The organism is Bradyrhizobium sp. NC92 (genome assembly GCF_025200865.1).
Classification (GTDB): Bacteria; Pseudomonadota; Alphaproteobacteria; order Rhizobiales; family Xanthobacteraceae; genus Bradyrhizobium.
Genome location: NZ_CP104171.1, coordinates 4,970,983 through 4,996,342 on the forward strand (window position 1 = coordinate 4,970,983; position 25,360 = coordinate 4,996,342).

Consider the following 25,360-nt stretch of genomic DNA (forward strand, 5'->3'; position numbering starts at 1 on the left):
TCGTCATTAGCGCTTCGCCAATGCTGACGCGATTGCACGTGCGCTTGCTGAACGAGTCGCCACACTTTCCTGTCGAGCTACTTCCCGACGCTTGCAGCATTGCGCAGCGCGACGAGTGCCGCTTCCAACGCTGCGGCATCAACATTTGTCGCGTGGGTGGCGTAAACGGGGAATGAGAACCGAGGCGCGCCGGGAACCAGGTGAAGTGTGCCGTCGGCAAGATATGACTGAACCGCATGCATTCGGAAGTATCCGGAGCCTCCCTCCAGGAGGATATAGCTCAGCGCAAGTGGACCGAGATTTGTTACGAGGCTCGGCACGGTTTCCGGAAAGCTCACTGCATGATGAAGAGCGAACTCCGAACCCCATTCGACGTGGACATATCGAGGATCGTTCTCGTGATACTTCGCGAGATCGGTTGTTACGAGAACGAGTTCTTCCTCCATGACCAAATCGACCTCCAGCCCTGGTCGATGTTGGGGAGCGTACATGATCGCGATATCTACAAGCCCGGCAGCAACGTGCGTAATCAAATCCTGAGGAACGTCGACGTGAACGCGAAGGGCAATGTCCGGGTTTGATCGCCTCAACGCCCTGACCCACTCGATCAAAAGCGGCCGCCATAAGCTGACTTCGCTTCCAATCGTCAAGACGGCGCTGTGCCCTTCCGGCACTGCCACTTGCTGTTTTGCGCGCTGCCACAATTGCACGAAAGTCGGTGCGAAACGAAGGAACTGTTCGCCCGCCGGGGTGAGGCTCGCACCGCCCTTGTTTCTAACGAACAGCGGCCGCCCGAGTTGCTGCTCGAGGAGGCGCACACGTGCGCTGACCGTCGTCTGCGCGACATGCAAGCGGTCGGCAGCTTTGATGAAACTACCGGTTGACACGATCTCGATGAAAGTTCTGGCAAGTTCGATATCCATTGTTTCATAGCATAATTAATGCAGCAAAATGTCAATCGAGTTCGGTTATTTGCTTGTTCGGGCGATAGACGGGATTTGAACTCCGGCCGGGCCGCCATTCCTTATGGCTTAAAATAGCCGGCGTTTCACAAGCGCCGCCCCAAGGAAAGGGCCCGTCCCAAGCTATTCAAGATCGAGTGCGACCTCATCTTCTTGCTAAAGGCGGGGCGGATCCCGATCCGCGGTCCATCGGCCGAGGTCGGCAAGACGGTCGTGTCAGTTGGGGGCGGACGGCCCGATTGTACTCCAGCCGCCTCATCGGGAGACGGCGAATAAAAACTCGAGGGACGAGACGCTTCATGAAACAACCAGCATTTTGGGCCGTCCCAGGTCATCATCGGTTCGAACCGTCCTCCTCATCGTTACGATATAGCCAGAATTCATCGCACAAGTGTGCAATCGCCTTGCATTGAAGCGTCAACACAATTCGTTTGTGCGCTCTGAGGCTTGAGCGGATACAGAAACGACGTGATGACAATATTCGCGCGAGATCCCTCGATAGATGGAGGCAAGATTGCATGAGCAGATCGCGGAGAAGTATCACGATGCGGCAGCCGGCAGGAGGGATGTCGAGATTCTTCAGCCAGTCGTACCGCGATCGCTATCGCAGATTGGCAAGCAGTACGATCAGTCACGATGAGCAACATCAGCTATTGCACGATCTCGCGAAGGAAATGGACGCGTTCAAGCGTGAGGCTCGCTGCTGCCTTTCGCTCACAGGCGAGAATGGCAGCGCAGTCCACAGCTCTCCTGACCATCATGGGCAAGTTTGGTCCAGCCTCAGCAGTCGATGTCCGATTGGAATCACTGAGAGAAAGATTCGACCATCCCCCTCCCCATGAGCCCCGCGCGCCGCCTCGAACAGCCGAGACTGCAGCGTAAGAACTCACCCTCCTCCTGGCCTAGCAAATTCAGATCATGCGCCTGTGCAACAAACCTGCTCACGTTGGCCGTGGTGAGATTTTTCGCACACGTCGTGCACACGTCGCCTGCTAACCATTTGAAACACTTGAGCTCTCGCTCCAATCCATCATGGGGGCCGTAGAAACTTTCCAGCGCAAGTCTTTCATACTGCTATGTTATTTTAATTCCGATCAACCCTACATGTTATTGGACCGACCGAGAAATTCGGTTCGACCACGTTTCCGCGGCGTGGCCTTTCTAGGCTCTTTTGGGCCTAGATTGGAAGTGGAAATCGCGAATTCGGATTCTCAGTGCACACGGCGCGCAAACGAAAAGTCCCCTGCACACACAGCTCGCAAGGCTAGCGTCTGAAATAGAATGACATCTAAAGCGTGTTACTAAGCTTGCGGATTGAGTATGAACTGTGAGGCAGCGTCACCGCGCCCATGTAACGCAAACCCTTTGCGTCCAATGCGCGCCGATAAGCTTCGAACGCATCTTGCCCAAAGGGGGTCTTTTCGTCGAAACCCTTCGCAACCTCGCTCTGCATCTGACGCGTCGTACGGCGCAGAATCTCTTCGGGCAAAGGCCGCCAGCCTTTCCCGAACGTTGCAGCTGCGAGCTGCACCTCGCATGCGCGTTGCAAGACCGTCATGCGGAATAGCGCCTCCGCGACAGTCCTTCCGCAGGTCAGAAGCCCATGATGTCTCAGGATCATGTAGTTCTTGTTGCCGAGCGATTTGACGAGGCGCTCGCGCTCGCCGAGATCCGTCGAAATGCCCTCGAAATCGTGATACGCGATGTGGTCGTAGAGCATCGCGCCGTAGAAGCTGTGATGGGAGAGCCCCTCATTCGCGCGGCGGCTCGATCTTGATCACGTCGGCGCCGAGGTCCGACAGGGCCCTGGTACAATGGGGACCAGCAAGGACGCGCGAGAAGTCGACGACCTTGATTCCGGCAAGGGGTGTACGATTTGTCATGACAATGTCCCTCAGCGGCCCGAGAAAATGGCGTGACCAGGCCCGGCCTCGCGGAAGGCCTTGAGGCCGACGACGAGATCGTTGCTCTGAAAGATTGGACGCTGCGCGTCAGCCATTGCGCGGTCGGCTTTCACGACGTTCTCGTCCATGTATTCCCGGATCAGCCGTTTGGTGGCGCCATGCGCCACTGTCGGGCCCACCGCAAGCTCGAGCGCGAGGATCCGCGTCGTTTCTTCGAGCTGGGCTTCGGGCACGACGCGATTGACGATATTCCAGCGCTCCAGCGTCGCCGCATCATAGCGGCGGCCGAACAGAGCCATTTCCCTGGCGCGCGCCACGCCGGCGCGCGATGCGTCCGTGCATGCTCGCGATGATCGGCACCGGCACCTGTTCGAGCGCATCCAGGCAGGCGCACACATCAACTTCGGGCAGCCGTTCGCCGCGATTATCGAATAGTTCTATTTCAGCACCGGCGGAGAAATATCGCATCCCGCGAAGGATAATGGCGCGCGCCTTCCTTATGAGCCTTTTCGACCGCCCAGGAGCGCAGTCAGTAGCGGTTTTGCCACGAGATTATAGGACGCAGCGGTCGCCTAGCAGAAACGTCTCCCGCTCCGATACATTCAGTTCGGCCAGCCACACTCAATTGACCATCGGCTCGTACCGATCCCGTGAACGACGTCAAACTGTGTCCGCCGGACTCTATTTCCCGCGGAATACGGCCGAGCGACGTTCCACGAAAGACTGGATGCCTTCTTTCATGTCTTCGCTGCTAAAGACGCGATCCTTGATCTCGGGAATGTAATCGATCGCGGCTCTCTCGCCGGCCTCGATGTATTTCAACGCGGCCTCCTTCGTCACCTGAATGCCGATCGGCGCGTTCTTTGCGATCAGATTCGCAATCTCCATCGCGCGCGCAATCTGCTGGCCGGGTGCAACGACTTCCTGAACGAAGCCGATCTTGTGAGCCCGGGCTGCGCCGAACTCGTCACATAGGAACAGGTGATACATCGCGTCTCCCCAGCCAGCCCGCGTCAAATACCGGAAATGGGCACCACCTAGGGGCGCGATCCCGCGCTTGGATTCCATCTGACAGAACCGGGCGTCGTCGGCGGCAACGACGATGTCGCCAGCCAGCATCATTTCGATGCCGATCGTGAAGCAGATCCCCTGCACTGCCGTCACAATCGGCTTGCGGCACCGGCTCTTCAAGGCGAACGCATCGATGTTGCCGGGCTTGATATCGGTATTCTCGGCCTTGGGTCCGAAGAACTTCGGCATATCCAGCCCGGCCGTGAAATCCGGACCCTCGGCGCAGAGTACCCCGACCCAATAGTCGTCGGTGCGATCGAGAAGCGTCATCGCATCCGACATCTGCGCCATCATCTGCGGGCTGAAGGAGTTCTTCTTAGCCACGTTGTCGATGATGATCTTGAACACATGCCCGTGCACCTCGGTGCGTATCTGGCCGACCTGGGACTTGGTGTCGCTCATTGTTCGTCTCCGAATTGCTTCCAGGCGACTGCGCAATGACGCGCACCAGCCTAGCTCAGTGCCGCAAACGCGGTCCGTTCGAAGGCCATCAATTCCTTCGTCCGGCCGTCGCGTATCTTCAGCAGCCATTGCGGATCCTGAAGCAGCGCCCGCCCCACCGCGACAAGATCGAACTCCTCGCGATCGAGGCGGCGGATCAGTTCGTCGAGGGACGCCGGACGGGAGCTCTCCCCGCCATATGCGGCGATGAACTCGCCGGTCAGGCCGACCGATCCGACCGAAATCGTCGGCACCCCCGTCACCTTCTTGGCCCATCCGGCGAAGTTCCGATCGGAGCCGTCGAACTCCGGCTCCCAGAAGCGCCGTTGCGAGCAGTGCAGAATATCGACCCCCGCGTCGACCAAAGGTTTGAGCCAGGCTTCCAAGGCGCGAGGCGTATCGGCCAGCTTCACTTCGTAGTCCTGTTGCTTCCACTGGCTGATGCGGAGCAATATCGGAAAGTCGGGTCCGACCGACTTGCGCACCGCGTGGATGATATCAGCAGCAAACCGCGCCCGACCCGGCAGGTCCTTGCCTCCATAGGCATCCTCGCGGCGATTGGTGCCTTCCCAGAAGAATTGATCGATCAGATAGCCGTGCGCCCCGTGCAATTCGACGGCGTCAAACCCCAAGCGCTTCGCGGCAAGCGCCGCATCGGCGAAAGCGCGAATGGCGTCTGCGATGTCCTCTTCACTCATCGGCTCGCCAAACTTCTTCTCCGGTCGCGACAGACCGGACGGACTGTCGTAAGCACCCGGAGGAGACCAATCCTTGGCGCGGGTGCGAACGGCTCCAACGTGCCATAGCTGCGGTGCCATCAGGCCACCCGCGGCATGCACCTCGTCGACCACGCGCCGCCAGCCGGCCAGTTCCTTCTCTCCGTGAAAACGGGGAACATTCGGATCGTTCAGGGAAGCCGGACGATCCACACCCGTGCCCTCCGAGATAATGAGGCCGACCGCGCCTTCGGCACGGCGGCGGTAATACCGCGCGACGTCTTCGGTCGGGATTCCGCCCGGAGAGAATGAGCGCGTCATCGGCGCCATCACGACCCGGTTCGGCAAGTTCAGTCCTTTCAGCTTGAAAGGCCGGAAAAGAACGCCGCTGGACATCCGTGCTCCATGGTTCAGTTGGTCGTTTTGCGGGCTTAGATCATCCGCATGTTCAGAAGGTACAATTCACTTTCCGTCGGCGCTGAGTACGTCACCGAATTGCTCCCACGTGGTCCCGTTCCAGCGCTGAAGCTGTAGCTGCGTGTACGCCATGCTGCCTTCCGGGCCCGTGTTGATGATAACACCAGGTATGACCGTGGGAAGCGACAGCCCGCGGATGCTACGCGATTGCCTGACGATGTTCTCGCGCGAGAGATCGTTGCCGCACTGCTTGAGCACCTGCTCCAGGATCTGTCCCTGCTGCGTACCGAACAGATAATTGTTATCGCCGATATCGGCGCCCGGCAGGTATTTGGCGAAATGATCGCGATACCATTTGATGCCGGGATCGTCGGCCCACTTCTTGTCGTTCGGATCCTTGGTGATCGTCGCGGCGACGATGCCGACGGCCTTTTCCGGTCCCGCCGGGACGATGGTCGACGACACCGAGCTCGAAACGTAATTGATCAGGAAGAGCGGCTTCCAGCCGATCTCGTCCGCTTTCTTGATGGCCTGTGCTGCGAATTTCGGCGTGCCGGCGACCAGGAACGCTTCTGCGCCAGACGACTTCAGCGACACGACGTGGGAATCAATCGTCGGCTCGGTCACCTCATACGAGGACACGACGACTTTCTTGTCGAAATCGTCCTTCAGGTAGGCCTTGAATGCATTGACGAAATCCTTACCCAGATCGTCGTTCTGATAAAGTATCGCGATCTTCGCATCGGGCCGGGTCCGGGTGATGTATTTTGCGTAGATTCGTCCTTCGGTGTCGTAGCTTGGCAATCCCGTCGTGGTCATCGGGAATTCAGCGAAATTCGTGAACTTGCTGACACCGCTCACGACAAACAGATGGGGCACTTTCTTCGCGTTGACGTACTTGATGGTGGCGCTGATCCCGGGCGTACCCAGCGGGCCGAACAGGAAGGCCACCTCATCGCTCTCGATGAGTTTCCTGGTCTGCTCCACCGTCTTGGGAGGACTGTAGGCATCGTCGTAAGTGACGAGGTTGATCTTCCGTCCGTTGATGCCGCCGCGATCGTTGATCGAATTGACGTAGGCGATCATGCCCTTGCCGGTATTGCTGAGCGGCGAAGCAGGGCCGCTGAACGGGAACGTCGCCCCTATCGTCACCTCGGATTCGGTGACCCCAGGCGTTTCCGCACCAGCCTGCGCGTTTGCCATCGATACCGCGAGCGCTGCAACAATCATGGTCGTCTTAAGCATATGCAATCTCCCTTCGGCGACAATTCCGTCGCTCACCCTTCTTCCTTGTTCGGACGTCATTCGACTTCGGGCGCCTCCGTCAGCCCGCGGCTGCGTTGGACATCCCTGCGCTTGCGCGCGCGTTGGCCATCTCGCGCAGCTGGTGCTTGAGGATCTTGCCGGTTGAAGCCGCGGGCAGAGCGTCGAGCACGATCAGCTCGGTCGGCCGCTTGTACGACGTGAGCAATTGAGCCGTGTACGCCTTCAGGTCTTCCGCGCTGACGCTGGCGCCGGGAAGAAGCTGCACGAACGCGACGACCTCCTCGTTGCCATCGGCCTTTCGTCCGACGACGGCCGACTGGACGACCTGATCGTGCGCATTCAGGACCGCCTCCACCTCGGCGGGATAAACGTTGAAGCCGGAGCGGATGATCAGCTCTTTGGTGCGACCGGCGATGTAGAGATGCCCCTGGCCGTTGACCCGGGCGAGATCCCCCGTATTGAACCATCCGTGGTGATCGATCGCACCCGCCGTCAGATCGGGCGCGCGATAATAGCCGAGCATGATGTTTGGACCACGAACGTGCAATTCGCCCACTTCGCCGGTCGCGACTTGCTTTCCCTGCCCGTCCACGATCCGGTGCTCGATGCCCGGAAGAAACGGGCCGACGGACTCATCCGCGACAGGCTGTTCCGAACGAACCCCCGTGAGCCCGGGTGAGCATTCCGTTATGCCGTAGTTGTTCAGCAGCGGGATTCCAAACTCGTCCTCGATCCGCTTCTTGAGATCGAGGTCGAGCGGAGCGCCGGCGACGGCCATGATCCGCAGCCTGCCCCGCTCGAGCCGACGGAGGCCCTTGACCGCCTTGTGCTCGAGCAGACGCTGATATGTGGCGGGCACGCCGAACAGGCTCGTGATCCCCTCCTCGGCGATGGCATGAGCCAGCGCAGCGGGATCGGCCTTGGCTACGACATGCAACGTGCCGCCGTGCATCAGTGTCGAGATCAGCAGGATCGCATACCCGACGATGTGCGACATCGGCAGCACGCCGTAGACACGGTCGTCTGGCCCGCTCCGGCGAAGGATTCCCGACGTCCTTGCGGTGAAGAGGAGGTTGCGATGGCTCAGCATGACGCCCTTAGGTGCGCCGGTCGTGCCCGAGGTGTACAGAAGCCCGGCGACCTGGCGGGCGCCATCCCTTTCGACCGCCTCCACTTGCGCATCCGCATTGAGCGGACCGACGCCGATTCCACCAAACGGCCCCACGGCGCCGATTGTCGCACCGAGCCGGGTGGCATGGTCGGCCGCTTCCTTCGATAGAGCCGAGTTGAACAGCACGCGTCTGGCGCCGCTATGCGTCCCGATCAGGTCGATTTCCCTGGGCGAAAGGCGGGGATTGACCGGAATACCCCAGGCATCGAGCTTGCTCGCCGCGAAGAGCATCGCTCCCAGCGCCACGCTGTTCTCGCTGGCAACGATCAAGCGATCACCAGGCCTGATGCCCAAACCGGCGAGATCCTTTGCCGCGGCGTCGACTGCGTCCGAGAACTGCCGGTAGCTCCAGGCACGCCCGCCTTCCATAAAGGCCGGATGATCCGGAATACCCCGCACGAACGGCGCGTAGACCTCGTGCACTCTGGACGGCAGGCCGTCCAACAATTCGGCTGCGGTGAGCTCTTCCACGCTCCTCATGCCATCCTCCCTCGCGCCTTGTTTTCGGCAGCGTGCGCGGCCCCCTTCAACCGGGAGGTCCGCACCCCTTCATTCTATTGGCCGACGGAGTAAACCGTTCTGAAATAGAACTGTCAAGACGTACGTACAAAAACGAATCGACACTTGCGGCAGTCGCCGGGGTAAAATCCGCATTCCAATTTGGAATTGACAACTGCCGCGCGATTTGTTCGGAGGGATCAGCTTGGCGCGATTACCATTTCTCAACCCACGGCCGCAGCACGACTTCAAAAGCCCAGGTCGACCGATGCTGGCGGTGCAGTTGCAGATAGGTTTCCGCAATATGGACAGGGTCGGCCATGTTGTCGTCGACAGTCGTTCCCGCCAGCCGGTGGGCGCGGGTCCCGTCCTCCTGAGTCCAACCGATCGCGGCATCGATCGGCACATTCGCCACATGGATTCCCTGCGGCATCAATTCTCTCGCCATGCTTTGCGCGAGTCCGGACTTTGCGTGGCACGCCATCGCAAATGCGCCACTCGATGGAAAGCCCTTGAGCGCCGCGCTGGCGTTCGTAAAGATGATCGTTCCTCTCGCACCATTGACGTCGAGTTCGTTTCCGAGCATGAGCCGGGCTGCCTGTTGACCGACCAGAAACGCGCTGAATGCCGAGTTCCGGATTGTTTCGAGCGCCATTGTCGGGTCGGCTTCGAGAATGCCCTTGCGGAAAATGCCGGGAACGCGGCCATCGATGTTATGCACGACAAGCCTCGGCGTTCCGATCTCTCGAGCGACATTCGCGAACAACTGTGCCACGGCCGCCGGTTCGCTTGCATCGCAGGCGTATCGACGCACGCCATGCATCTTTTCGAGAGTCTCAAGGACGGCTTTTTCCGGATTCCTGGCTGCGACGGCAACACGCATCCCGCTTTCCGCGAACAGCCTGGCGCAGCTCGAACTGATGCCCGGGCCACCGCCGACAATGAGTGCAACGCCAGGTGTGGAAGTGTGAGTGTCGCGGGGAGACTCAGTCATGGTGCTTCCTTCAATGTGTTTACCTTGTTGGTCACAAGTCAGGGCTTCGCAACGCGAGCAGCGTCATTGCGGGACCTAGTGCGCCACGGCAATCACGACCTTGCCCTTTGCGCGCCCGGTCTCGACATAGGCGAGCGCGTCGCCGGTTTCCTCGAACGGGAAAACCTTATCCACGATCGGACGAATCACGCCGGCTTCGATTAGGGACGTGATTTCGCGGAGCTGCTGTCCTTGCGCTCGCATGAACAGGAATGAGAAGCGCACACCGAGCTTTCTCGCATTCTTCCGTGCACCACGGCTCAGCAAGCGCATCACCAGTTTCAGGAAGATGTTCATGCCCTGCTCTCTGGCGAATTCCGGGTCAGGCGGTCCGGAGATCGAGATGAGCAGGCCGTCCGGCTTGAGCACGCGCAGAGATTTATCAAGCGTCTTGGCGTCCTGGCTGTGCAGGACCAGATCGTAGCCCGACAAGACCTTCTCGAAATCCTGCGTCTTGTAGTCGATGACCAAGTCCGCGCCGAGGCTCTTGACCAGCTCGACATTCTTCGCGCTCGTCGTCGTCGCCACGACCGCGCCGAGATGCTTGGCGAGCTGGATGGCGAAAGTCCCCACGCCACCAGAGCCGGCCTGGATGAAGACCTTCTGGCCAGGCTTGAGCTTGCCCACCTCGACCAGCGCCTGCCAGGCGGTCAGCCCAACCAGCGGGATGGAGGCGGCCTCTTCCATGCTGATGTTCGCAGGCTTCGGCGCCATGTCGGCTTCGTTCATCGCAATGAATTCGGCGAATGTTCCGATCCGATGATCGCGCGGCCGTGCGTAGACCTCGTCGCCCGCCTTGAACCGCCTGACATTGCGGCCAACCCTGACGACCGTCCCGGCAACATCGTGGCCCAGAATGAAGGGCGGACGATACGGCAGGATGAGCTTGAATTCCCCGCCCCTGATCTTGGAGTCGAGAACGTTCACGGCTGTTGCGTGGATCCGAACCAGGACATCGTCGTCCCGCACCTCCGGTTCCGGCATGGTTGCGATGCGGCGTGCCATGTCGGTGCTGTTTGCGGTCGGCACCATGATGTCGTTATCGCCATTCGCGATGAGGACAGGGATGCGGAGGCTGCCGAGATCCTGAGGCGCCTGCTGGCCCCAGCTCTTGATCGCCTTGAGTTGCCGTAACAAGGCCGCTGGTGTGGCTGCTTTGTCCCGATCTGCCTTGCGCTCCTTCAGCCTTGCGAGAAAAGCCTTTGCGGCCCGGCGGCCATTGACCGTGGAGGTGAAGAACAGATAGAATTTTGGATCTCGCAAAGTCAGCAAGCCCTTGATCATAAGCGGCCAGGACACCGGCCCAACCTTCTCGATGCCTTTGCCGCCTGCTGGGCCCGTGCCGGTCAGAATCAGCTTTCGTACCAGACCCGGCGCCTTCAGCGCGATGTCCTGTGCCACGAAGCCGCCGAGGGAAAAGCCGAGCAGATCGATCTTTTCAAAGCCCAACGCGGCCACCAGAGCAATTGTATCCCGCGCCATGTCGCCGACGGTAGCAGGCGCCTTTCCGCTTGAAGCGCCGATACCTCGGTAGTCGATCGCGATCACACGATGCCTGGTGGCGAGACCATCGAGGATCCGCGGATCGAAATTGTCGAGAACCGCGCCCCAATGGTTGAGAAGGATCAGCGGCACGCCGGTGCGCGGACCGATATCGCGATAGGCAAAGGTTATTCCTGCGGCACTGATCGAGAGATTCGGCGCATCGACATAGCGCACGACCGATCCCGGGTGGCTGACATAGTTTGACATCACTTGCTCCATCGTTCGGCTGGCACCGGAAGCACCCGGGATCAGCGCAATTCCCTGTTCTGTCTTGCTCATTCCGGCCTTCTCAATTTGCTCTGGAACATCGACGAACAACCTGTTACTATCAATTTAGTACTAAGTCACTACTAAAACGAGACTTACATGAAAAAGCTTTCGACCCAGCCCTGTATGATCGCCCGAAGCCTGGCGATTGTCGGGGACGCGTGGAGCATGTTGATCATGCGCGACGCCCATGGGGGCCTGACCCGCTTCGATGACTTTCGTAGGAGTCTCGGTATCGCGCCGACGATGCTGACCGGGCGGCTTTCAGCCCTCGTCGATGAAGGGCTACTGGAGAAACGTCGCTATTCAGACCGTCCGCCACGGGACGAATATGTGCTGACGGAAGCCGGGCGCGACTTCTTGCCGGTGCTGTTTGCGATCGGCGCGTGGGGACGCAAGCATCGTAGTGGGGGCAAGATAATCCGGTTCTACGACGCCGAGGGCGGAACGGAGATCGATCCTCTTACTATCGACCGCGCCACCGGCGCTCCGATCGGAACACGTCCCATTCGTATCGCCGAACCTGAATAAGCTATTGTACGTTCTTCTGGCGCGGTTGCGAGCGCAGCCCCTAACCGCACCTCAACGCAATGAACCCACCGGGTTTCACCTGTAACTGGGAGGACGTTTCTCGATAAATGCCCGGACGGCTTCGGCATGCTGCGCAGTGCCCGCCGCAACGACCATCCTCTCGGCCTCCTGATCCAATGACGTCAGGAAGTCAGCCGACAGCGCAAGGTCGAGATTATCCTTCATGGAGGCAAACGCGCTCGCCGGACCATTCGCCAACGTCCTCGCCACTGCAAATGCTTCGTGCTGCAGCTCGGAATCGGACACCACGCGATTAACCAGCCCGAGCGCTTCGCAGCGGCGCGCATCGATACGTTCGGACAAGAACATCAGTTCGCGGGCACGCGCCGTCCCGGCCAGCCGGGTCAGCAGCCACGAAATGCCGTAATCGCCGGTGAGCGCGATCCTAGCGTACCCGGTCGTCATGATGGCGGATTCGGCTGCAATACGAATGTCGCAGGCGAGTGCGATCGCAAGCCCGGCGCCAGCCGCCGGTCCCGGCAAAGCCGCGATGGTGGGCTTCCGCACCGAAACAAGTACGCCGGTCAGGGTTCGCTGACGTTCCCGCAACCGCGCAACCTTGTCGCTGACCGACATGGCTGGCGCGGCAGAGTTGCCGCCCATTCCCTTGACGTCGCCGCCCGAACAGAATGCGGTGCCCGCACCTGTTATCAGGAGGGCTCCGACCTCAGGATCATCTCCATTCTGTTTGATCATCCGGCGCAACGCCGGCGTAAGATGATCGGACAAGGAATTTCGGGCTTCGGGTCGGTTCAAGGTAATCACCGCGACGCGATCCCGGATCGCGCACAGCAGTTCGTCCGTCCCCGTATCAACCGCGATGGATCCATCAGTCATGTTTCTGACCTTTCAAGTCCCGCGGAGAGCTCTCCAAAGTAACCCCGCGCGCGCTGTCGGTACTCGAGCATCACCAATTTTCGTTGAACGGCCGCAGTTCCGTGAGAAACGACCAGGCCGAGCGGTCCTGACCATAGAGATGCAATAGTTCGTCGGCGATCGCCGCCGGCTTGATGAAGAATTCATCCGGTTTGTCACTCATCCGCGCGCGCATCCGGGGCGGATCGATCACAGCGTCGATGAGAACGTAAGAGACGTGCACGCCGAGAGGTCCCAAGTCGCGTGCGATCGACTCGGCCAAAATGCGCTGCGCCGCCTTCGTCGGCGCAAAGCCGGCGAAATTGGCTTTGCCCCGGATCGAAGACGTGTTTCCGGTCACCAGGATGGCGCCCTTGCCGCGATCGATCATGTCAGGCGCCACTTCGCGGGCCAGGTACAACAAACCCATCACGTTGACTTCGAAGTTGCCCTTCAGCATCTTCGGATCGATCTCGCGAAAATTGCCCCAGCCCCCGCCAACCGCGTTGTGGATGAGAACGTCAGCCGGGCCGAACCGCCGCTTTACGCCACTGATGGCGGTCCGCACCTGGCTCTCGTCCGAGACGTCGCAGGTCATCGCGTGCACGTCGGGAAGCTCTTGCGCAAGGCGATTGATGAGCTCCCTAGAGCGAGCAAGCGCGATGACACGGAAACCGCCAGCAGAGAACCGCTTGACGATGGCAGCTCCCGTGCCTGGCCCCACCCCGGTCACGATCGCGATCGGTTTCTCGGTCATGTGATGTTCCCTTCGAGCTATTGTCCGGCCGCTCTCATGTGAATTCGCTCGGATTGAGACTGACAGGCGGCCGCTTCGTGCCCGGATACCAGGGCCAGACGAACCGCGACGTTCTTGTGGTAGGGCGTACCCGCAATGGGATCGCGGTTGCCGCTCTCGGTGAGCAGATTGATGCGTGGTCCGTTGGTCAGGCGCTCTCCGTCGGCTGTCGGGTAGGCCTGACCGTAGCCGTGCGGCAGCGCCAATTGGCCGTTCCGCATGCCGTCATCGACCTTGCAGCGGACGACGAGCCGCCCGACCACCGACTCGACGGCCACCCAGTCACCATCCTTTGCGCCCAACTCGCTCAGATCGCTCGAATTGATCAACAGGGCGCCGTCCGGGTCGTCGCGACGCCACGCGGGATCGCGAAAGATCTGGTTGGCATTGAACATGCGACGGCCACCAGCCGCGAGCATGAACGGGAACTCTTTTGGCGCGCCCGCGGCGCCTGGATCGAGACGCGCCAGCCATTCCAGCATCTGCGGGACGATCAACCGAACCTTGCGATCCGAATGGCCGATCAGCGACCAGACCTCGTCGTACTCGTGCCGGGTCACCGCCGTGCCCTGCCGGGCGGCCACGATGGTATCGAACAGGAGATCCCCGAGCTGCTGGTCCGTCACTTGGTCGGAGGCACCGATCGCCCGCCGCACCGCTTGCGGCGATCGCTTCGCGCAAGCCAGTGCCGCGCTCCACATCGGCGCCGCGGCCGCGGTACCGTCCGGAAGCGTCTGCCCCAGCGTATGGTAAAGCACCAAGGCAGGCACTGCCGCAGGGCTTTCCGCGATGAAAGCGCGGAAGGCCGCGGCGAATTCAGGTCGCGAGCGCCGTGCTATTTCGCGTAGCGGCGCGAGCACATTGTCACCCGGCAGAAGTCCCAGGGCGACGGCAAGCCGCGTGTAGATCTCGGGCTCCGGCAAGGTGCCGGCAAGCGGCGGCAAGACACCGGCGCGGACATGAAAATAGTTGGTCGGAAATTCGAAGTTGAACAGAGTAAATTCGGTCTTTTCGTATTGTGTGGAGGCCGGGAGGACGTAGTGCGCGAGCCGTGCGGTTTCGGTCATGGCAACGTCGACGACAACGCATAATTCGAGCGATTGCAGCGCGCGTTCCACCGCCTGGGTGTTTGCCGCGGTGTTGGCGGGATTGGAGCTGTCAATCCAGGCGCAGCGCAACCGGTCCGGATGGTCCTTGAGAACCGCTTCGGGGAAAATGTTGGGCGGCAACAAGCCGCCAATGATGGCGTCGCCGGTCGGCGCGAATGTCTGGTTCGGAGAATTTCCCCAAAGCGGTTGAAGCCAGCTATGCAATTGATTGGTGCCTTCACGGCCGAAATTGCCGGAAAGCATGATCAGGAGCTTCTCGAGATAGGAATTGAGAGTCGAGTTGACGCCTTGCTGGATGCCGAGCTCAACCCGAACCACCATGGCCTTCGCGGCTGCGATCATCCCCGCGCAGCGCTCCAGCTCCGCGATCGAGATATCGGCGGCGGCCGCCCATTGCTCAACGGGGATATTCAATAGCGCTTGCTTCACTTCCGCGAAGCCGATCGTGTGCTCCTCGATGAATGCGTGGTCGATCCGGTCGGACCGGATGAGCGTGGCCAGCAGCGCGCCAAGGAGAAATGCGTCGGCACCGGGACGAACCGCGAGATGCAGATCCGCCATTTCGGCGGTTTCGGTCCGCCGGGGGTCGATGACGATCAGCTTGCGTGCGGGATCCTTGCGGATCTGATTGAGATGGTCACGCGCGTTGGGGAAGCCGTGCGCGATCCAGGGATTTGCCCCGATGACAAGCAAGAGATCGCAATGATGCACGTCCTCCGAGGTGTGGCAGGTTTGGCTGCCGAACATGTGCCCATTGACCCAGAAGTCTCCGGTTTTTTCCTGCGAAAGAGCGTTGAAGACGCTGCGCGAGCCCAGCGCACGCAACAAACCACTGGCGTAGGCGCCGCCAGCGTGGTTGCCCTGCCCGCCGCCGCCATAAAGGGCAATACTCTTGCCGCCGTGCCGGTCAACGATGTGCCGCAGCCGCTGTGCGATTTCCGCGATCGCGACGTCCCACTCGATTTCATCAAAGCCGCCATCGGCGCGACGACGCAGCGGGGTCGTGAGCCGATCCCTGTGATGCGCATAATAGGGAATGCGCGCCGCCTTATTGCACAGATAGCCCTGCGACTTCGGGTTTGAACGGTCGCCTCGTACCTTCTCGAGGCGCCCCTCGTTCACCCAGACCTCGATGCCGCAATTTACGTAACACAGGTTGCAGGCTGTCTTGAGCCACTTGCCGGCCGTCATGGGCACCCCCCAAATTATGGTTGTCGCAGCTCATAGCCTTCGCGTTCTGCGCTGCCGATTGTGAGTCCGGCCGTCGGCAGTCATCCGTCCGGCGTCGAGAATATCGTCGGAAAGCTTCCCGGCGCCGACAGCACGCGACAGCACGATAGATCCAACCATGGTCGCAATGGCGCCCGTCGCGATTTGGCGTGCCTGTTGGGGACCATCTGCGGGAAGGACTTCAACCAGGATGTCGATCATCTTCTCGAGCTTGGAGGCAAGCGCCCGTTGCTCGCTCGGGCTCGATCGGGCAACATCCGCGGCCAGGGCTGGAAGCGCACAACCATGTCTGGGATTGTCGCGGTGACGGGAACTGAGATAATCGGCGATCAACGTCTCGAAGCGATCCCCGCTGGCGTCCCGGTTCGCCAGCCTTTTCCACCGCTCGACCATTTGATCCATTGCAAACGCGATTGCCTCGCCGACGAGTGCGGCACGCGACTTGAAATGGTTATAAAAGCCCCCGTGCGTCAGGCCCGCAAGCTTCATCAACTCGACAACGCTAAGTCCTTCTGCACCGTTTTGACGCAAGCCGTAGGAGGCATTTTCGACGATCCGGCTGTGGGTCTGGCGCCTATGGTCTCCTAGATAACGCATCTCCCCTCCGTGCAGGCTGCTGGGTGACCGCCTGTTCGAACCGTTCCCATCCACCAGCGCCTCTGGACCGCTTTGAACGCGGCAATATTTCATTGCATTGTCGCCGGTGTTATATGACTATCGTCATATAACGAAGTGATCAACAGGAGAATTCGCCATGGCCGCCGCTTCCGATCCCGTCGTCATCCTCTCCGCAGCCCGTACGCCGCTCGGCCGCTTCATGGGCGAGCTCTCACCGCTCAGTGCCCACAAGCTCGGTTCCCATGTGATCGGATCGGCGCTGGAACGAGCCAAACTGGCGCCCGAGCGGATCGACGAGGTGTTCATGGGCAACGTGTTGCCGGCCGGACAGGGCCAGGCCCCGGCACGCCAGGCCGCGCGCGGCGCCAAATTGCCGGATGCCACCGGGGCCACCACCATCAACAAGGTGTGCGGCTCGGGGATGAAGGCCACCATGCTGGCTCACGATATCATCAATGCGGGCTCCGCCGAGATCGTTCTGTCTGGCGGCATGGAGAGCATGAGCAATGCGCCCTATTTGCTGGCCAAGGCGCGTGGCGGCTATCGCGCAGGCCACGACCGCATCATTGACCACATGCTGATGGATGGGCTGGAAGACGCCTACGAGACCGGACGGTCGATGGGCGATTTCGGCGAGGCCACCGCGGAAGCCTATCAATTCACCCGCAAGGACCAGGACGACTATGCAATCGAGACCTTGACCCGCGCACGCAAGGCGGTTGAAGGCGGCGCCTTCGAGGCGGAGATCGCTCCGATTACGTTGACTGAGAAGGCCGGCCCCCGGATCATCTCCAACGACGAGCATCCGCTCAAAGTCGATCCCGCAAAAATCCCCGGGCTGAAAGCCGCATTCCGCGCCAACGGCACCATCACGCCCGCAGCCTCATCCGCCAATGCTGACGGCGCTGCGGCGCTCATCTTGGCGAAACGTTCGCTGGCCGATCGCGACGGCCTCCCGGTGCTCGCCGAGATCAAGGGCCATGCCACCCACAGCCAGGAACCACAATGGTTCACCACGGCCCCGATCCCGGCTATTCGCAAGCTGTTGGACAAGGTTGGCTGGAGCGTTGGCGATGTCGATCTGTTCGAGATCAATGAGGCATTTGCGGTCGTAGCAATGGCGGCGCAGAAGGACCTCGGTATCCCCAGGGAGAAGCTGAACGTCAACGGCGGCGCCTGCGCGCTCGGTCATCCCATCGGTGCCACCGGCGCGCGACTGATCGTGACGTTGCTGCACGCGCTCGAGACGCGGAACCTCAAGCGCGGCGTCGCCTCGCTCTGCATCGGCGGCGGCGAAGCTACCGCCATCGCGATCGAGCGTGTCGTCCGCTGACAACACGCCTGGGCGGACAAGAGCGGACTGGGCGAGCGGCGCGAACCGCATCACTCGCCGTCCTAATCTCCCTATCCCTATCACACGAAAGGTCCCATGGCTGACCTGATCAACACCGCGCCGCGGGACATTCCCACCTCCAGCGCCCTGCCCATCGCCGTCCTTTCCGTCCTGGCCGCGATGGGAACGCTCGCGACGAACATTCTGCTGCCGTCCTTGCCGCAGATCGCGATCTCATTGAATGTCACGAGTGCGGCGGTCACGTCCGCTATCACCGTCTTTCTTGCGGTGTTCGGATTGGGCCAGCTCCTGGTCGGACCGCTTTCGGATCGCTACGGAAGACGTTGGCCGGTCCTGATCGGATTTGCAGTGTTCTTCGCCGGCAGCGTTTGGTGCGGTCTGGCGACCGACCTGCCTAATCTCCTGGCCGGCCGCGTCGTGCAGGCAACAGGTGCCTGCGCGACATCAGTGCTGTCTCGCGCCATTGCCCGCGACATGTTCAGTGGCGCGGCACTGGCACGGGCGATGGCGCTCATCATGATCGTGATGTCCGCGGCGCCCGGGTTCTCGCCGCTGCTTGGCGGCGCCCTCGACCACAGCCTGGGCTGGCGCGCCGAATTCGCGCTGGTCGCGATATTCGCCGCCGTCAGCGCCGTTGCCTACAGCATCGTTCTCGGCGAAACCCATCATTCGATCCGCACGCCGCTCAATCCAGCTGTCATCGGCAGGACCTACGCCGGCCTGATTGGCGACCGCCGCTTCGCTACGCCAGCGGCCGCCTCGAGCCTCACTATGGGCGGCTTGTTCTCGATGTTTTCCGCCGCACCGCGCCTGTTCATCGAGGCGCTGCACTTCACGCCGATCCAGCTAGGCCTCTTTTTCGCCGGGACCGTCTTCATCGTATTCGCCGCCGGTATGCTCGCAACGAGATTGGCACCGCGCTACGGGCTCGACGGCCCGATCCGGGCAGGTTTGTGCGCGACAACGGCCAGCAGCCTTGCGATCCTGCTCATCTCGATGATCAGCCCGACCTTCCTGCCGTTTTTGGGCGCGATGTGCGTTTTTCTTCTCGGCATGGGTGTTGTCAGTCCACTGGCCACTGCGCGGGCGCTCTCTCCATTCGGCGAGAAGGCCGGCGCCGCCTCGGCGCTGCTCGGTTTCTTGCAGATGATGATCGCCGCGATCGGCGTATGGCTTGCTGCCACAGTGTCACCGGAAGCAATGTTCGCGTTGGGCGTCGTGATGAGCTCGTTTTCGCTGCTGGCTCTTGGCCTGTACGCACGAGGCCCGGGATCTTGATTGGCGAGTGAGTCCGCGTTTCTTTTCAGTCGCTCATCAGCTTTGTGAAATCCGGCTTACGCCATCGGGCAAACGCGGCAAAGCTTCGCCAGTTTGGCAATTGCGCCTTTTCCTCGGAATCAGGTGCCGTGGAATTCCGGTTTGCTGCTGCCGGGTGGGCGCTTCATCTCGAACATGTTCTCGGTCCTGACCTCGAGGTAATCTCCACCCCGGCCGGCACGCAGTATCGGGCGCGCAAGCGCCGTGTTGTAGACGCCGTCCTCGATCAATGCCTTGTCGATGTAGACCGCGACAACCTCGCCAAGCACGAACCAGCCTTCGACTTTCTCACCGCGTGCATTAGCCAACTGAGAGACCTCGACGACCTTGCATTCCATGGCGGCCCTGCTCTCGCCCACCCGCGGCACAGCAACGTGCCGTCCGGGTATCGGCGTCAATCCGGCTGCTTCGAACTCGCTCACACCGTGATCGAGCGGCGTCGCTGTCACGTTCATGCGCTCGCCTAGATCCATGGTGACAAGATTCCAGACGAACTCACGGGTCTCGCTGACGTTCTTGACGGTGTCCTTCCACGAAATCGAGGAAAACCCGATGATCGGAGGATCGTAGAGGAACGCGTTGAAGAAACTGTACGGCGCGAGGTTCAATTGACCGGCCGCATTCCGCGACGAAATCCACCCGATCGGACGCGGCGCGATAATCGCATTGAATGGATTATGCCGGAGCCCGTGCCCTTTCGAAGGCTCGTAGTAGTGGAAGTCGGCCTGGTCCATAAAATACCCCCGAGGCTGCCGAGGGCCGTCGATCTGGCCGTCGAGCTTCAACAAAGATCGACGCACGCATGACCATGCGTGCTCATAGCCTCCGTCAGAACGTCCGGAAGCGGTATGTCCTTCCGGCTAAGCCATCGCCCGGTCCGCAGCCGGCCGCTGCCCGGCGCCGCCGAGGAAGCCAGTCAGGCGCTGCCGGATGAGTCTTTCCGCATCCGCCATGATGCGGTCGATCAGTTCCTTCACCGTCGGAATGTCGTGAATGAGCCCGACGACCATGCCGCAGCTCCAGGCGCCTGCGTCCATGTCGCCGTCGACCATCACCTTGGGATAGACGCCTGCCACCTGGTCGAGGATGTCCTCGATCTTGAGGCTCGTGCCTTTCTCGCGCTCGATCTCGAGCAGGTGCTCGACGCCCTTGTTGTTCAGCACCCGCTCGGTGTTGCGGAGCGCCCGCATGACCAGCCTGGTGTCGAGCTCGGTCGCCGCGACCAGCGCCTTCTTGACGTTCTCGTGCACCGGCGCTTCCTTGGTGGCGATGAAGCGCGTGCCCATGTTCATCCCCGCAGCCCCCATCGCCAGCGCCGCAACCAGGCTGCGCGCGTCCGCCATGCCGCCCGAGGCAACGAACGGGATCTTCAGTTCCTCCGCCGCACGCGGCAACAGGATCATGTTCGGCATGTCATCCTCGCCGGGATGGCCGCCGCACTCGAACCCGTCGACGCTGACCGCATCGCAGCCGATCTGCTCTGCCTTCAGCGAATGCCGGACCGAGGTGCATTTGTGGATCACCTTGATGCCGCCTGCCTTCAGCGCCGGCATGTACTGTTCGGGGCTGCGACCTGCGGTTTCGACGATCTTGACGCCGCCCTCCCTGATGGCCGCGATGTATTCCGGATAGGGCGGCGCGCTGAAGGTCGGCAGGAACGTGAGGTTGACGCCGAACGGCTTGTCCGTCATGTCGCGGCACCGCGCGATCTCCTTGGCCAGCAGTTCCGGCGTGCGCTGCGTCAGGCCGGTGATCAAGCCGAGCCCGCCCGCATTGGAGACCGCCGCCGCCATTTCGGCGAAGCCGACATAATGCATTCCGCCCTGGATGATCGGGTGCTCGATGCCGAACAGTTCAGTAATCGCTGTCTTCACGAATGATCTCCCGCGTTGCCGCTCAGTGGATGATTTCGAACAGGCCGGCTGCACCCATGCCGCCGCCGATACACATGGTCACGACGCCGTACTTCGCCTTGCGCCGGCGCCCCTCGATTAACAGGTGCCCGGTAAGCCGCGCTCCCGTCATGCCGTAGGGATGGCCGATCGCGATCGAGCCGCCGTTGACGTTGAGCTTGTCCGGGTCGATGCCGAGCTTGTCGCGGCAGTAGATCACCTGCACCGCGTAAGCCTCATTCAGCTCCCACAGATCGATGTCGTCGATCTTGAGGTTATGGCGCTTGAGCAGGCGCGGGATCGCGGCGACCGGGCCGACGCCCATCTCGTCCGGTTCGACGCCGGCGGCGACAAAACCGCGGAAGATGCCGAGCGGCTTCAGCCCCTTTCTCGCAGCAATCTTGTCGCTCATGATCACGCAGGCCGAGGCACCGTCGGACAGCTGGCTGGCATTGCCAGCGCTGATCGTCTTGCCCTCGAACACCGGCTTGATCTTGGCTAGGCCTTCGGCGGTGGTTTCGGGACGTGGCCCTTCGTCCTTTGTGAGCGTCACCTGCTCGTAGGTGACCTCCTTGGTGTCCTTGTTGATCACCGCCATCCTGGTCGTGAACGGCACGATCTCCTCGTTGAAGCGGCCGGCCTGCAACGCAGCGCCGACGCGGCGTTGGCAATCGAGGCTGTATTCGTCCTGCTTGTCGCGGCCGATCTTGTAGCGCTCGGCAACGACCTCGGCCGTATCGAGCATCGACATGTACATTTCGGGTTTCATCGCCATCAGCTCGTCGTCGACGGCGTGAAATTTGTTCATGTGCTCGTTCTGCACGAGGCTGATCGACTCGATGCCGCCGCCGATCGCGACCTCGACGCCATCAAGCATCACTGAGCGCGCAGCGACCGCGATGGCCTGCAGGCCGGACGCACATTGCCGGTCGATGGTGGTGCCGGCGACCGTCACCGGCAAGCCGGCACGGATCGCGCCCTTGCGCGCCACGTTCATCACCATGGTGCCTTGCTGCATCGCGCAACCCATCACGACGTCTTCGACTTCGCCCGGCTCGATGCCGGCGCGCTTCACCGCCTCGGCCATCACGTGCCCGGCCATGGTGGGGCCTTCCGTATTGTTGAGCGCGCCACGGTAGGCTTTGCCGACAGCCGTCCGGGCGGTGGAAACGATGACTGCTTCAGTCGTCATGTTGGCCTCTTCTCTTTACGCGGCCGCGTCCAGCTGCGCGTAGCGCAGCACGTGGAACGCGGGATCGCCGAACTGGATGTTGATGGAGGAGATACGCTTGAAATAGTGCCCGACGTTGAGCTCGTCGGTCATTCCCATGCCGCCGTGAAGCTGCACCGCCTGATCGGCAACGAACTTGCCGGCATAACCGATCTTCGACTTGGCGCCGGAAGCGAGCCGCGACAGGCCCGCGTCGCCGCCGCAGAGGCTGAGGCTGAGATGCTGCATCAGGGAGAGCGCCTCCTGATGGGCGATGAACATGTCGACCATCCGATGCTGCAACACCTGGAAGGAGCCGATGGTGGTGCCGAACTGCTTCCGCGTCTTCGAATATTCCAGCGTCGCCGAATTCAGCTCGCCGATGGCGCCGACGGCTTCCGCGCAGAGCGCGCCGATGGCACGGTCGCGGCAGGCTTCCAGCGCGGCAACGCCCTCGCCTTCCGCGCCCAGGAATTGCCCGCGGACATCGCGCAGGCTGACTTCCGCGGCCCGGCGCCCGTCGATGGTCTTGAAGCTCTGGAGATCGACGCCGGTCGCGCGGCGATCGACCACGAACAGGCTGACGCCGCCGCGGTCACGATCATCGCCCGACGTCCGCGCCGAGACGATCAGATAGTCCGCCCAGGGCGCTGCGACCACCATGGACTTCGCGCCGTTCAGGACGTAGTCGCTCCCCTCGCGCCGCGCTCTCGTCGTGACATTGGCCAGATCGAAACGCGATGCCTTCTCCGTCCAGGCCAGCGTCCAGATCTTCGAGCCATTGATGATGTCAGGGATGAGGCTTTGCTGCTGCTCCGGCGTGCCCACATGCTCGATCAATCCGCCGGCCAGCACCACCGTCTCCACGAACGGCTCGACCACGAGGTGGCGGCCGAACTCATGCATGACGATCATGGTCGCGAGCGGACCGCCGCCGAGACCGCCGGCGCCCTCGGAGAACGGCGCGGCCAGCAGGCCGAGTTCGGCGAAAGCGTCCCATTGCTTCCGGCTGAAGCCTTCCTCGCTGGCCACAATCTTGCGCCGCGCCTCGAAATCGTACTGGTCGCGCAGCAGGCGCTGGACGCTGGAGCGCAGCAGTTCCTGCTCTTCCGTGAACTGAATATCCATCCGATCCTCCCGATCCGCCTGGCTAGAGCCCGAGCACGGCTTTGGCGATGATGTTGCGCTGGATCTCGTTGGATCCGCCATAGATGCTGAGCTTGCGCGCGTTGAGATATTTCTCCGACGCGGTGTGACCGTAATCGGGGCCCGGCATGAAACGGTTGGCGCTGACCGGATGCTCGCGAATAGCAAGCCCGTAATTGCCGATCGCGCGGTGGGTGAGCTCGGTGATGTTCTGAAATATCTCGGTGCCGCGGATCTTGAACAGCGAGGCCGCAGGTCCCGGGTCTATGCCGCGCGCCATCTGGGCAACGACGCGCAGCTCCGTCGCCTCCAGCGCCAGCACGTCGAGCTCGATGCGGGCAATGTCCCGCAGGAATTCGAGATGCGCGGGATCCTCAGTCGGGATCTCGGCCTTCACGATCTGCTTCAGCTTGTTGATGTAGCGGGTGGAGCGGCCGATGCCGGCCATGCTGGTGCGTTCGTTGCCGAGCAGGAACTTGGCGTAGGTCCAGCCCTTGTTCTCCTCGCCGACCAGGTTCTCGACGGGCACGCGGACGTTTTCGAGGAAGACGTCGTTGACCTCGTGGCTGCCATCGATCGTGATGATCGGCCGCACCGTGACGCCGGGCGACTTCATGTCGATCAGCAGGAAGGAGATGCCGGATTGCGGCTTCGCGCTCGGATCGGTGCGCACCAGGCAGAATATCCAGTCGGCATGCTGCGCCAGCGTGGTCCAGGTCTTGTGGCCGTTGACGATGTAGTGGTCGCCATCGCGCACCGCCTTCGTTCTGACGGTCGCGAGGTCCGAGCCCGAGCCCGGCTCCGAATAACCCTGACACCACCAATCCTCACCGGATAGAATCCGCGGCAGAAACTTCTTCTTCTGCGCCTCGTTGCCGAACGTGTAGATCACCGGCCCGACCATGGTGACGCTGAAGGCGAGCGGCGGCAGCGTGCCGGCGCGCGAGGTTTCCTGCTCGAAGATGAAGCGCTGCGTGATCGACCAGCCCGGGCCGCCGTACTCCTTCGGCCACAGCGGCGCGATCCACCCCTTCTTGTAGAGGATCCGGTGCCACAGCAGCGATTGCTCCTTGGTCAGATCGGTCTCGGGGTTGGGAACGCGCATCTCCGCAGGATAATTCTCCGCGATGAAGGCGCGCACTTCATCGCGGAAGGCTGCGTCCTCGGGCGACAGCGCGAGCTCCATCGCTGATCCCCTCACCACTTTTCGCCGAAGGGGCGGATTTCCAGCTCGAACGTCCACGCGCTCTTCGGCTGCTGGTAGAGCTGCCAGTAGGACGCGGCAACTGACGACGGGGGCATCAGGAGGTCGGGATTGTCCAGCGCATTGGGGCCGAGCGCCTCGAGCCGGCGCTGCCGCACCCATTCCGTGTCGACGCCGGAATCGATGATGAGATGGGCGACGTGGATGTTCTTCGGGCCAAGTTCACGCGCCATCGCCTGCGCCACGGCACGCAGACCGAATTTCGCGCTGGCAAAGGCGGCATAGCCGCTGCCGCCGCGGAGCGATGCCGTCGCGCCGGTGAAGAAGATGTTGCCACCGCCGCGCGGCAGCATCAGCCGCGCGGCCTCGCGTCCCGTGATGAAGCCGGAATAGCAGGCCATCTCCCAGACCTTCCGGAACACGCGCTCGGTGGTCTCGAGGATCGGGAAATTGACGTTGGCGCCGATGTTGAAGATGCACACCTCGAGCGGCGAATGCTTGTCGGCATCGTTGAGGAAGGAGATGACCTCCTCCTCTTTGCGTGCATCCAGCGAGCGCGCGTGGATCTCGCCGCCGGCGTCCTCGATCTCCTTGACCAGCGGCGCCAGCTTATCGCCGTTGCGGCGGCCGGCGAAGACCGTAAAGCCTTCTGCTGCGAATTTCTTGGCGATCTCGCCGCCGATGAAGTCACCCGCTCCTATCACGGCCGCGGTTGCGTTTCTCTTTTGCAAGATGTCCTCCCAGTAA

At 61.6% G+C, this 25,360-nt stretch carries 23 protein-coding genes and 1 pseudogene; 3 read left to right on the forward strand and 21 right to left on the reverse strand.

Annotation, left to right across the window (positions count from 1 at the left end; genetic code table 11):
• Positions 1 to 77: 77 nt before the first annotated feature.
• From N2602_RS23320 to N2602_RS23370, 11 genes and pseudogenes are all read right to left on the reverse strand, one after another.
• A complete protein-coding gene (locus tag N2602_RS23320; protein ID WP_260379559.1) occupies positions 78 to 923 on the reverse strand; it encodes a LysR family transcriptional regulator in 846 nt (281 codons plus the stop codon).
• Between the two features lie 1,327 nt (positions 924 to 2,250).
• Positions 2,251 to 2,682, reverse strand: a complete 432-nt coding sequence (locus N2602_RS23325) for a class II aldolase/adducin family protein (RefSeq protein ID WP_260379560.1) — start codon at positions 2,680 to 2,682, stop codon at positions 2,251 to 2,253.
• 31 nt (positions 2,683 to 2,713) lie between these two features.
• A complete protein-coding gene (locus N2602_RS23330; protein WP_409241841.1) occupies positions 2,714 to 2,845 on the reverse strand; it encodes a CoA transferase in 132 nt (43 codons plus the stop codon).
• 11 nt (positions 2,846 to 2,856) lie between these two features.
• Positions 2,857 to 3,165 carry an enoyl-CoA hydratase/isomerase family protein gene (locus N2602_RS23335; RefSeq protein ID WP_260379561.1) on the reverse strand — a complete coding sequence of 103 codons (309 nt, stop codon included), beginning with the start codon at positions 3,163 to 3,165 and terminating at the stop codon, positions 2,857 to 2,859.
• 382 nt (positions 3,166 to 3,547) lie between these two features.
• Positions 3,548 to 4,339 (reverse strand): crotonase/enoyl-CoA hydratase family protein, encoded by a 792-nt coding sequence (locus tag N2602_RS23340; RefSeq protein WP_260379562.1) that lies wholly within the window; start codon positions 4,337 to 4,339, stop codon positions 3,548 to 3,550.
• A gap of 50 nt (positions 4,340 to 4,389) precedes the next feature.
• On the reverse strand, positions 4,390 to 5,490 hold the full coding sequence (locus N2602_RS23345; protein WP_260379563.1) for an NADH:flavin oxidoreductase: 1,101 nt from the start codon (positions 5,488 to 5,490) through the stop codon (positions 4,390 to 4,392).
• Positions 5,491 to 5,556: 66 nt separating this feature from the next.
• Complete coding sequence (locus tag N2602_RS23350) at positions 5,557 to 6,756, reverse strand: ABC transporter substrate-binding protein (protein ID WP_260379564.1); 1,200 nt, start codon at positions 6,754 to 6,756, stop codon at positions 5,557 to 5,559.
• Positions 6,757 to 6,835: 79 nt separating this feature from the next.
• Positions 6,836 to 8,428 (reverse strand): class I adenylate-forming enzyme family protein, encoded by a 1,593-nt coding sequence (locus N2602_RS23355; RefSeq protein WP_260379565.1) that lies wholly within the window; start codon positions 8,426 to 8,428, stop codon positions 6,836 to 6,838.
• 232 nt (positions 8,429 to 8,660) lie between these two features.
• On the reverse strand, positions 8,661 to 9,440 hold the full coding sequence (locus N2602_RS23360; RefSeq protein ID WP_260379566.1) for an SDR family oxidoreductase: 780 nt from the start codon (positions 9,438 to 9,440) through the stop codon (positions 8,661 to 8,663).
• Between the two features lie 75 nt (positions 9,441 to 9,515).
• Positions 9,516 to 10,484, reverse strand: coding sequence for an NADP-dependent oxidoreductase (locus N2602_RS23365; RefSeq protein WP_260383702.1), 969 nt, complete (start codon positions 10,482 to 10,484; stop codon positions 9,516 to 9,518).
• Positions 10,470 to 11,231: pseudogene (locus tag N2602_RS23370) on the reverse strand (alpha/beta fold hydrolase); the annotation flags it as partial. The gene N2602_RS23365 and the pseudogene N2602_RS23370, both read right to left, overlap by 15 nt.
• Positions 11,232 to 11,390: 159 nt before the next feature.
• Between N2602_RS23370 and N2602_RS23375 the strand changes: the two are divergent.
• Positions 11,391 to 11,822, forward strand: coding sequence for a helix-turn-helix domain-containing protein (locus N2602_RS23375; protein WP_260379567.1), 432 nt, complete (start codon positions 11,391 to 11,393; stop codon positions 11,820 to 11,822).
• Between the two features lie 75 nt (positions 11,823 to 11,897).
• Here N2602_RS23375 and N2602_RS23380 read toward each other — a convergent pair whose 3' ends face one another.
• The 4 genes from N2602_RS23380 to N2602_RS23395 form a co-directional block, all read right to left on the reverse strand.
• Positions 11,898 to 12,719: an enoyl-CoA hydratase-related protein gene (locus N2602_RS23380; RefSeq protein ID WP_260379568.1), complete on the reverse strand. Its 822-nt coding sequence runs from the start codon at positions 12,717 to 12,719 to the stop codon at positions 11,898 to 11,900.
• A gap of 70 nt (positions 12,720 to 12,789) precedes the next feature.
• Complete coding sequence (locus tag N2602_RS23385) at positions 12,790 to 13,494, reverse strand: SDR family NAD(P)-dependent oxidoreductase (protein WP_260379569.1); 705 nt, start codon at positions 13,492 to 13,494, stop codon at positions 12,790 to 12,792.
• Positions 13,495 to 13,511: 17 nt separating this feature from the next.
• Complete coding sequence (locus N2602_RS23390; protein ID WP_260379570.1) at positions 13,512 to 15,833, reverse strand: molybdopterin-dependent oxidoreductase; 2,322 nt, start codon at positions 15,831 to 15,833, stop codon at positions 13,512 to 13,514.
• 30 nt (positions 15,834 to 15,863) lie between these two features.
• A complete protein-coding gene (locus N2602_RS23395) occupies positions 15,864 to 16,469 on the reverse strand; it encodes a TetR/AcrR family transcriptional regulator (protein WP_260379571.1) in 606 nt (201 codons plus the stop codon).
• A gap of 157 nt (positions 16,470 to 16,626) precedes the next feature.
• Between N2602_RS23395 and N2602_RS23400 the strand changes: the two genes are divergently transcribed.
• Both N2602_RS23400 and N2602_RS23405 read left to right on the forward strand, forming a co-directional pair.
• Positions 16,627 to 17,823, forward strand: a complete 1,197-nt coding sequence (locus N2602_RS23400) for an acetyl-CoA C-acyltransferase (protein ID WP_260379572.1) — start codon at positions 16,627 to 16,629, stop codon at positions 17,821 to 17,823.
• A gap of 96 nt (positions 17,824 to 17,919) precedes the next feature.
• On the forward strand, positions 17,920 to 19,122 hold the full coding sequence (locus N2602_RS23405) for a multidrug effflux MFS transporter (protein ID WP_260379573.1): 1,203 nt from the start codon (positions 17,920 to 17,922) through the stop codon (positions 19,120 to 19,122).
• Between the two features lie 119 nt (positions 19,123 to 19,241).
• On the opposite strand, the gene N2602_RS23410 is transcribed toward N2602_RS23405, so the two are convergent.
• From N2602_RS23410 to N2602_RS23435, 6 genes are all read right to left on the reverse strand, one after another.
• Positions 19,242 to 19,895, reverse strand: a complete 654-nt coding sequence (locus N2602_RS23410; protein ID WP_260379574.1) for a flavin reductase family protein — start codon at positions 19,893 to 19,895, stop codon at positions 19,242 to 19,244.
• Positions 19,896 to 20,021: 126 nt separating this feature from the next.
• Positions 20,022 to 21,035 (reverse strand): nitronate monooxygenase family protein, encoded by a 1,014-nt coding sequence (locus N2602_RS23415; protein ID WP_260379575.1) that lies wholly within the window; start codon positions 21,033 to 21,035, stop codon positions 20,022 to 20,024.
• Between the two features lie 22 nt (positions 21,036 to 21,057).
• Complete coding sequence (locus tag N2602_RS23420) at positions 21,058 to 22,245, reverse strand: acetyl-CoA C-acyltransferase (protein ID WP_260379576.1); 1,188 nt, start codon at positions 22,243 to 22,245, stop codon at positions 21,058 to 21,060.
• Between the two features lie 15 nt (positions 22,246 to 22,260).
• Positions 22,261 to 23,391, reverse strand: coding sequence for an acyl-CoA dehydrogenase family protein (locus N2602_RS23425; RefSeq protein WP_260379577.1), 1,131 nt, complete (start codon positions 23,389 to 23,391; stop codon positions 22,261 to 22,263).
• Between the two features lie 22 nt (positions 23,392 to 23,413).
• Positions 23,414 to 24,595, reverse strand: a complete 1,182-nt coding sequence (locus tag N2602_RS23430; RefSeq protein ID WP_260379578.1) for an acyl-CoA dehydrogenase family protein — start codon at positions 24,593 to 24,595, stop codon at positions 23,414 to 23,416.
• 11 nt (positions 24,596 to 24,606) lie between these two features.
• The gene (locus N2602_RS23435; RefSeq protein ID WP_260379579.1) at positions 24,607 to 25,344 is read right to left on the reverse strand and encodes an SDR family oxidoreductase; all 738 of its coding nucleotides are present in this window, start codon (positions 25,342 to 25,344) and stop codon (positions 24,607 to 24,609) included.
• Positions 25,345 to 25,360 lie beyond the last annotated feature (16 nt).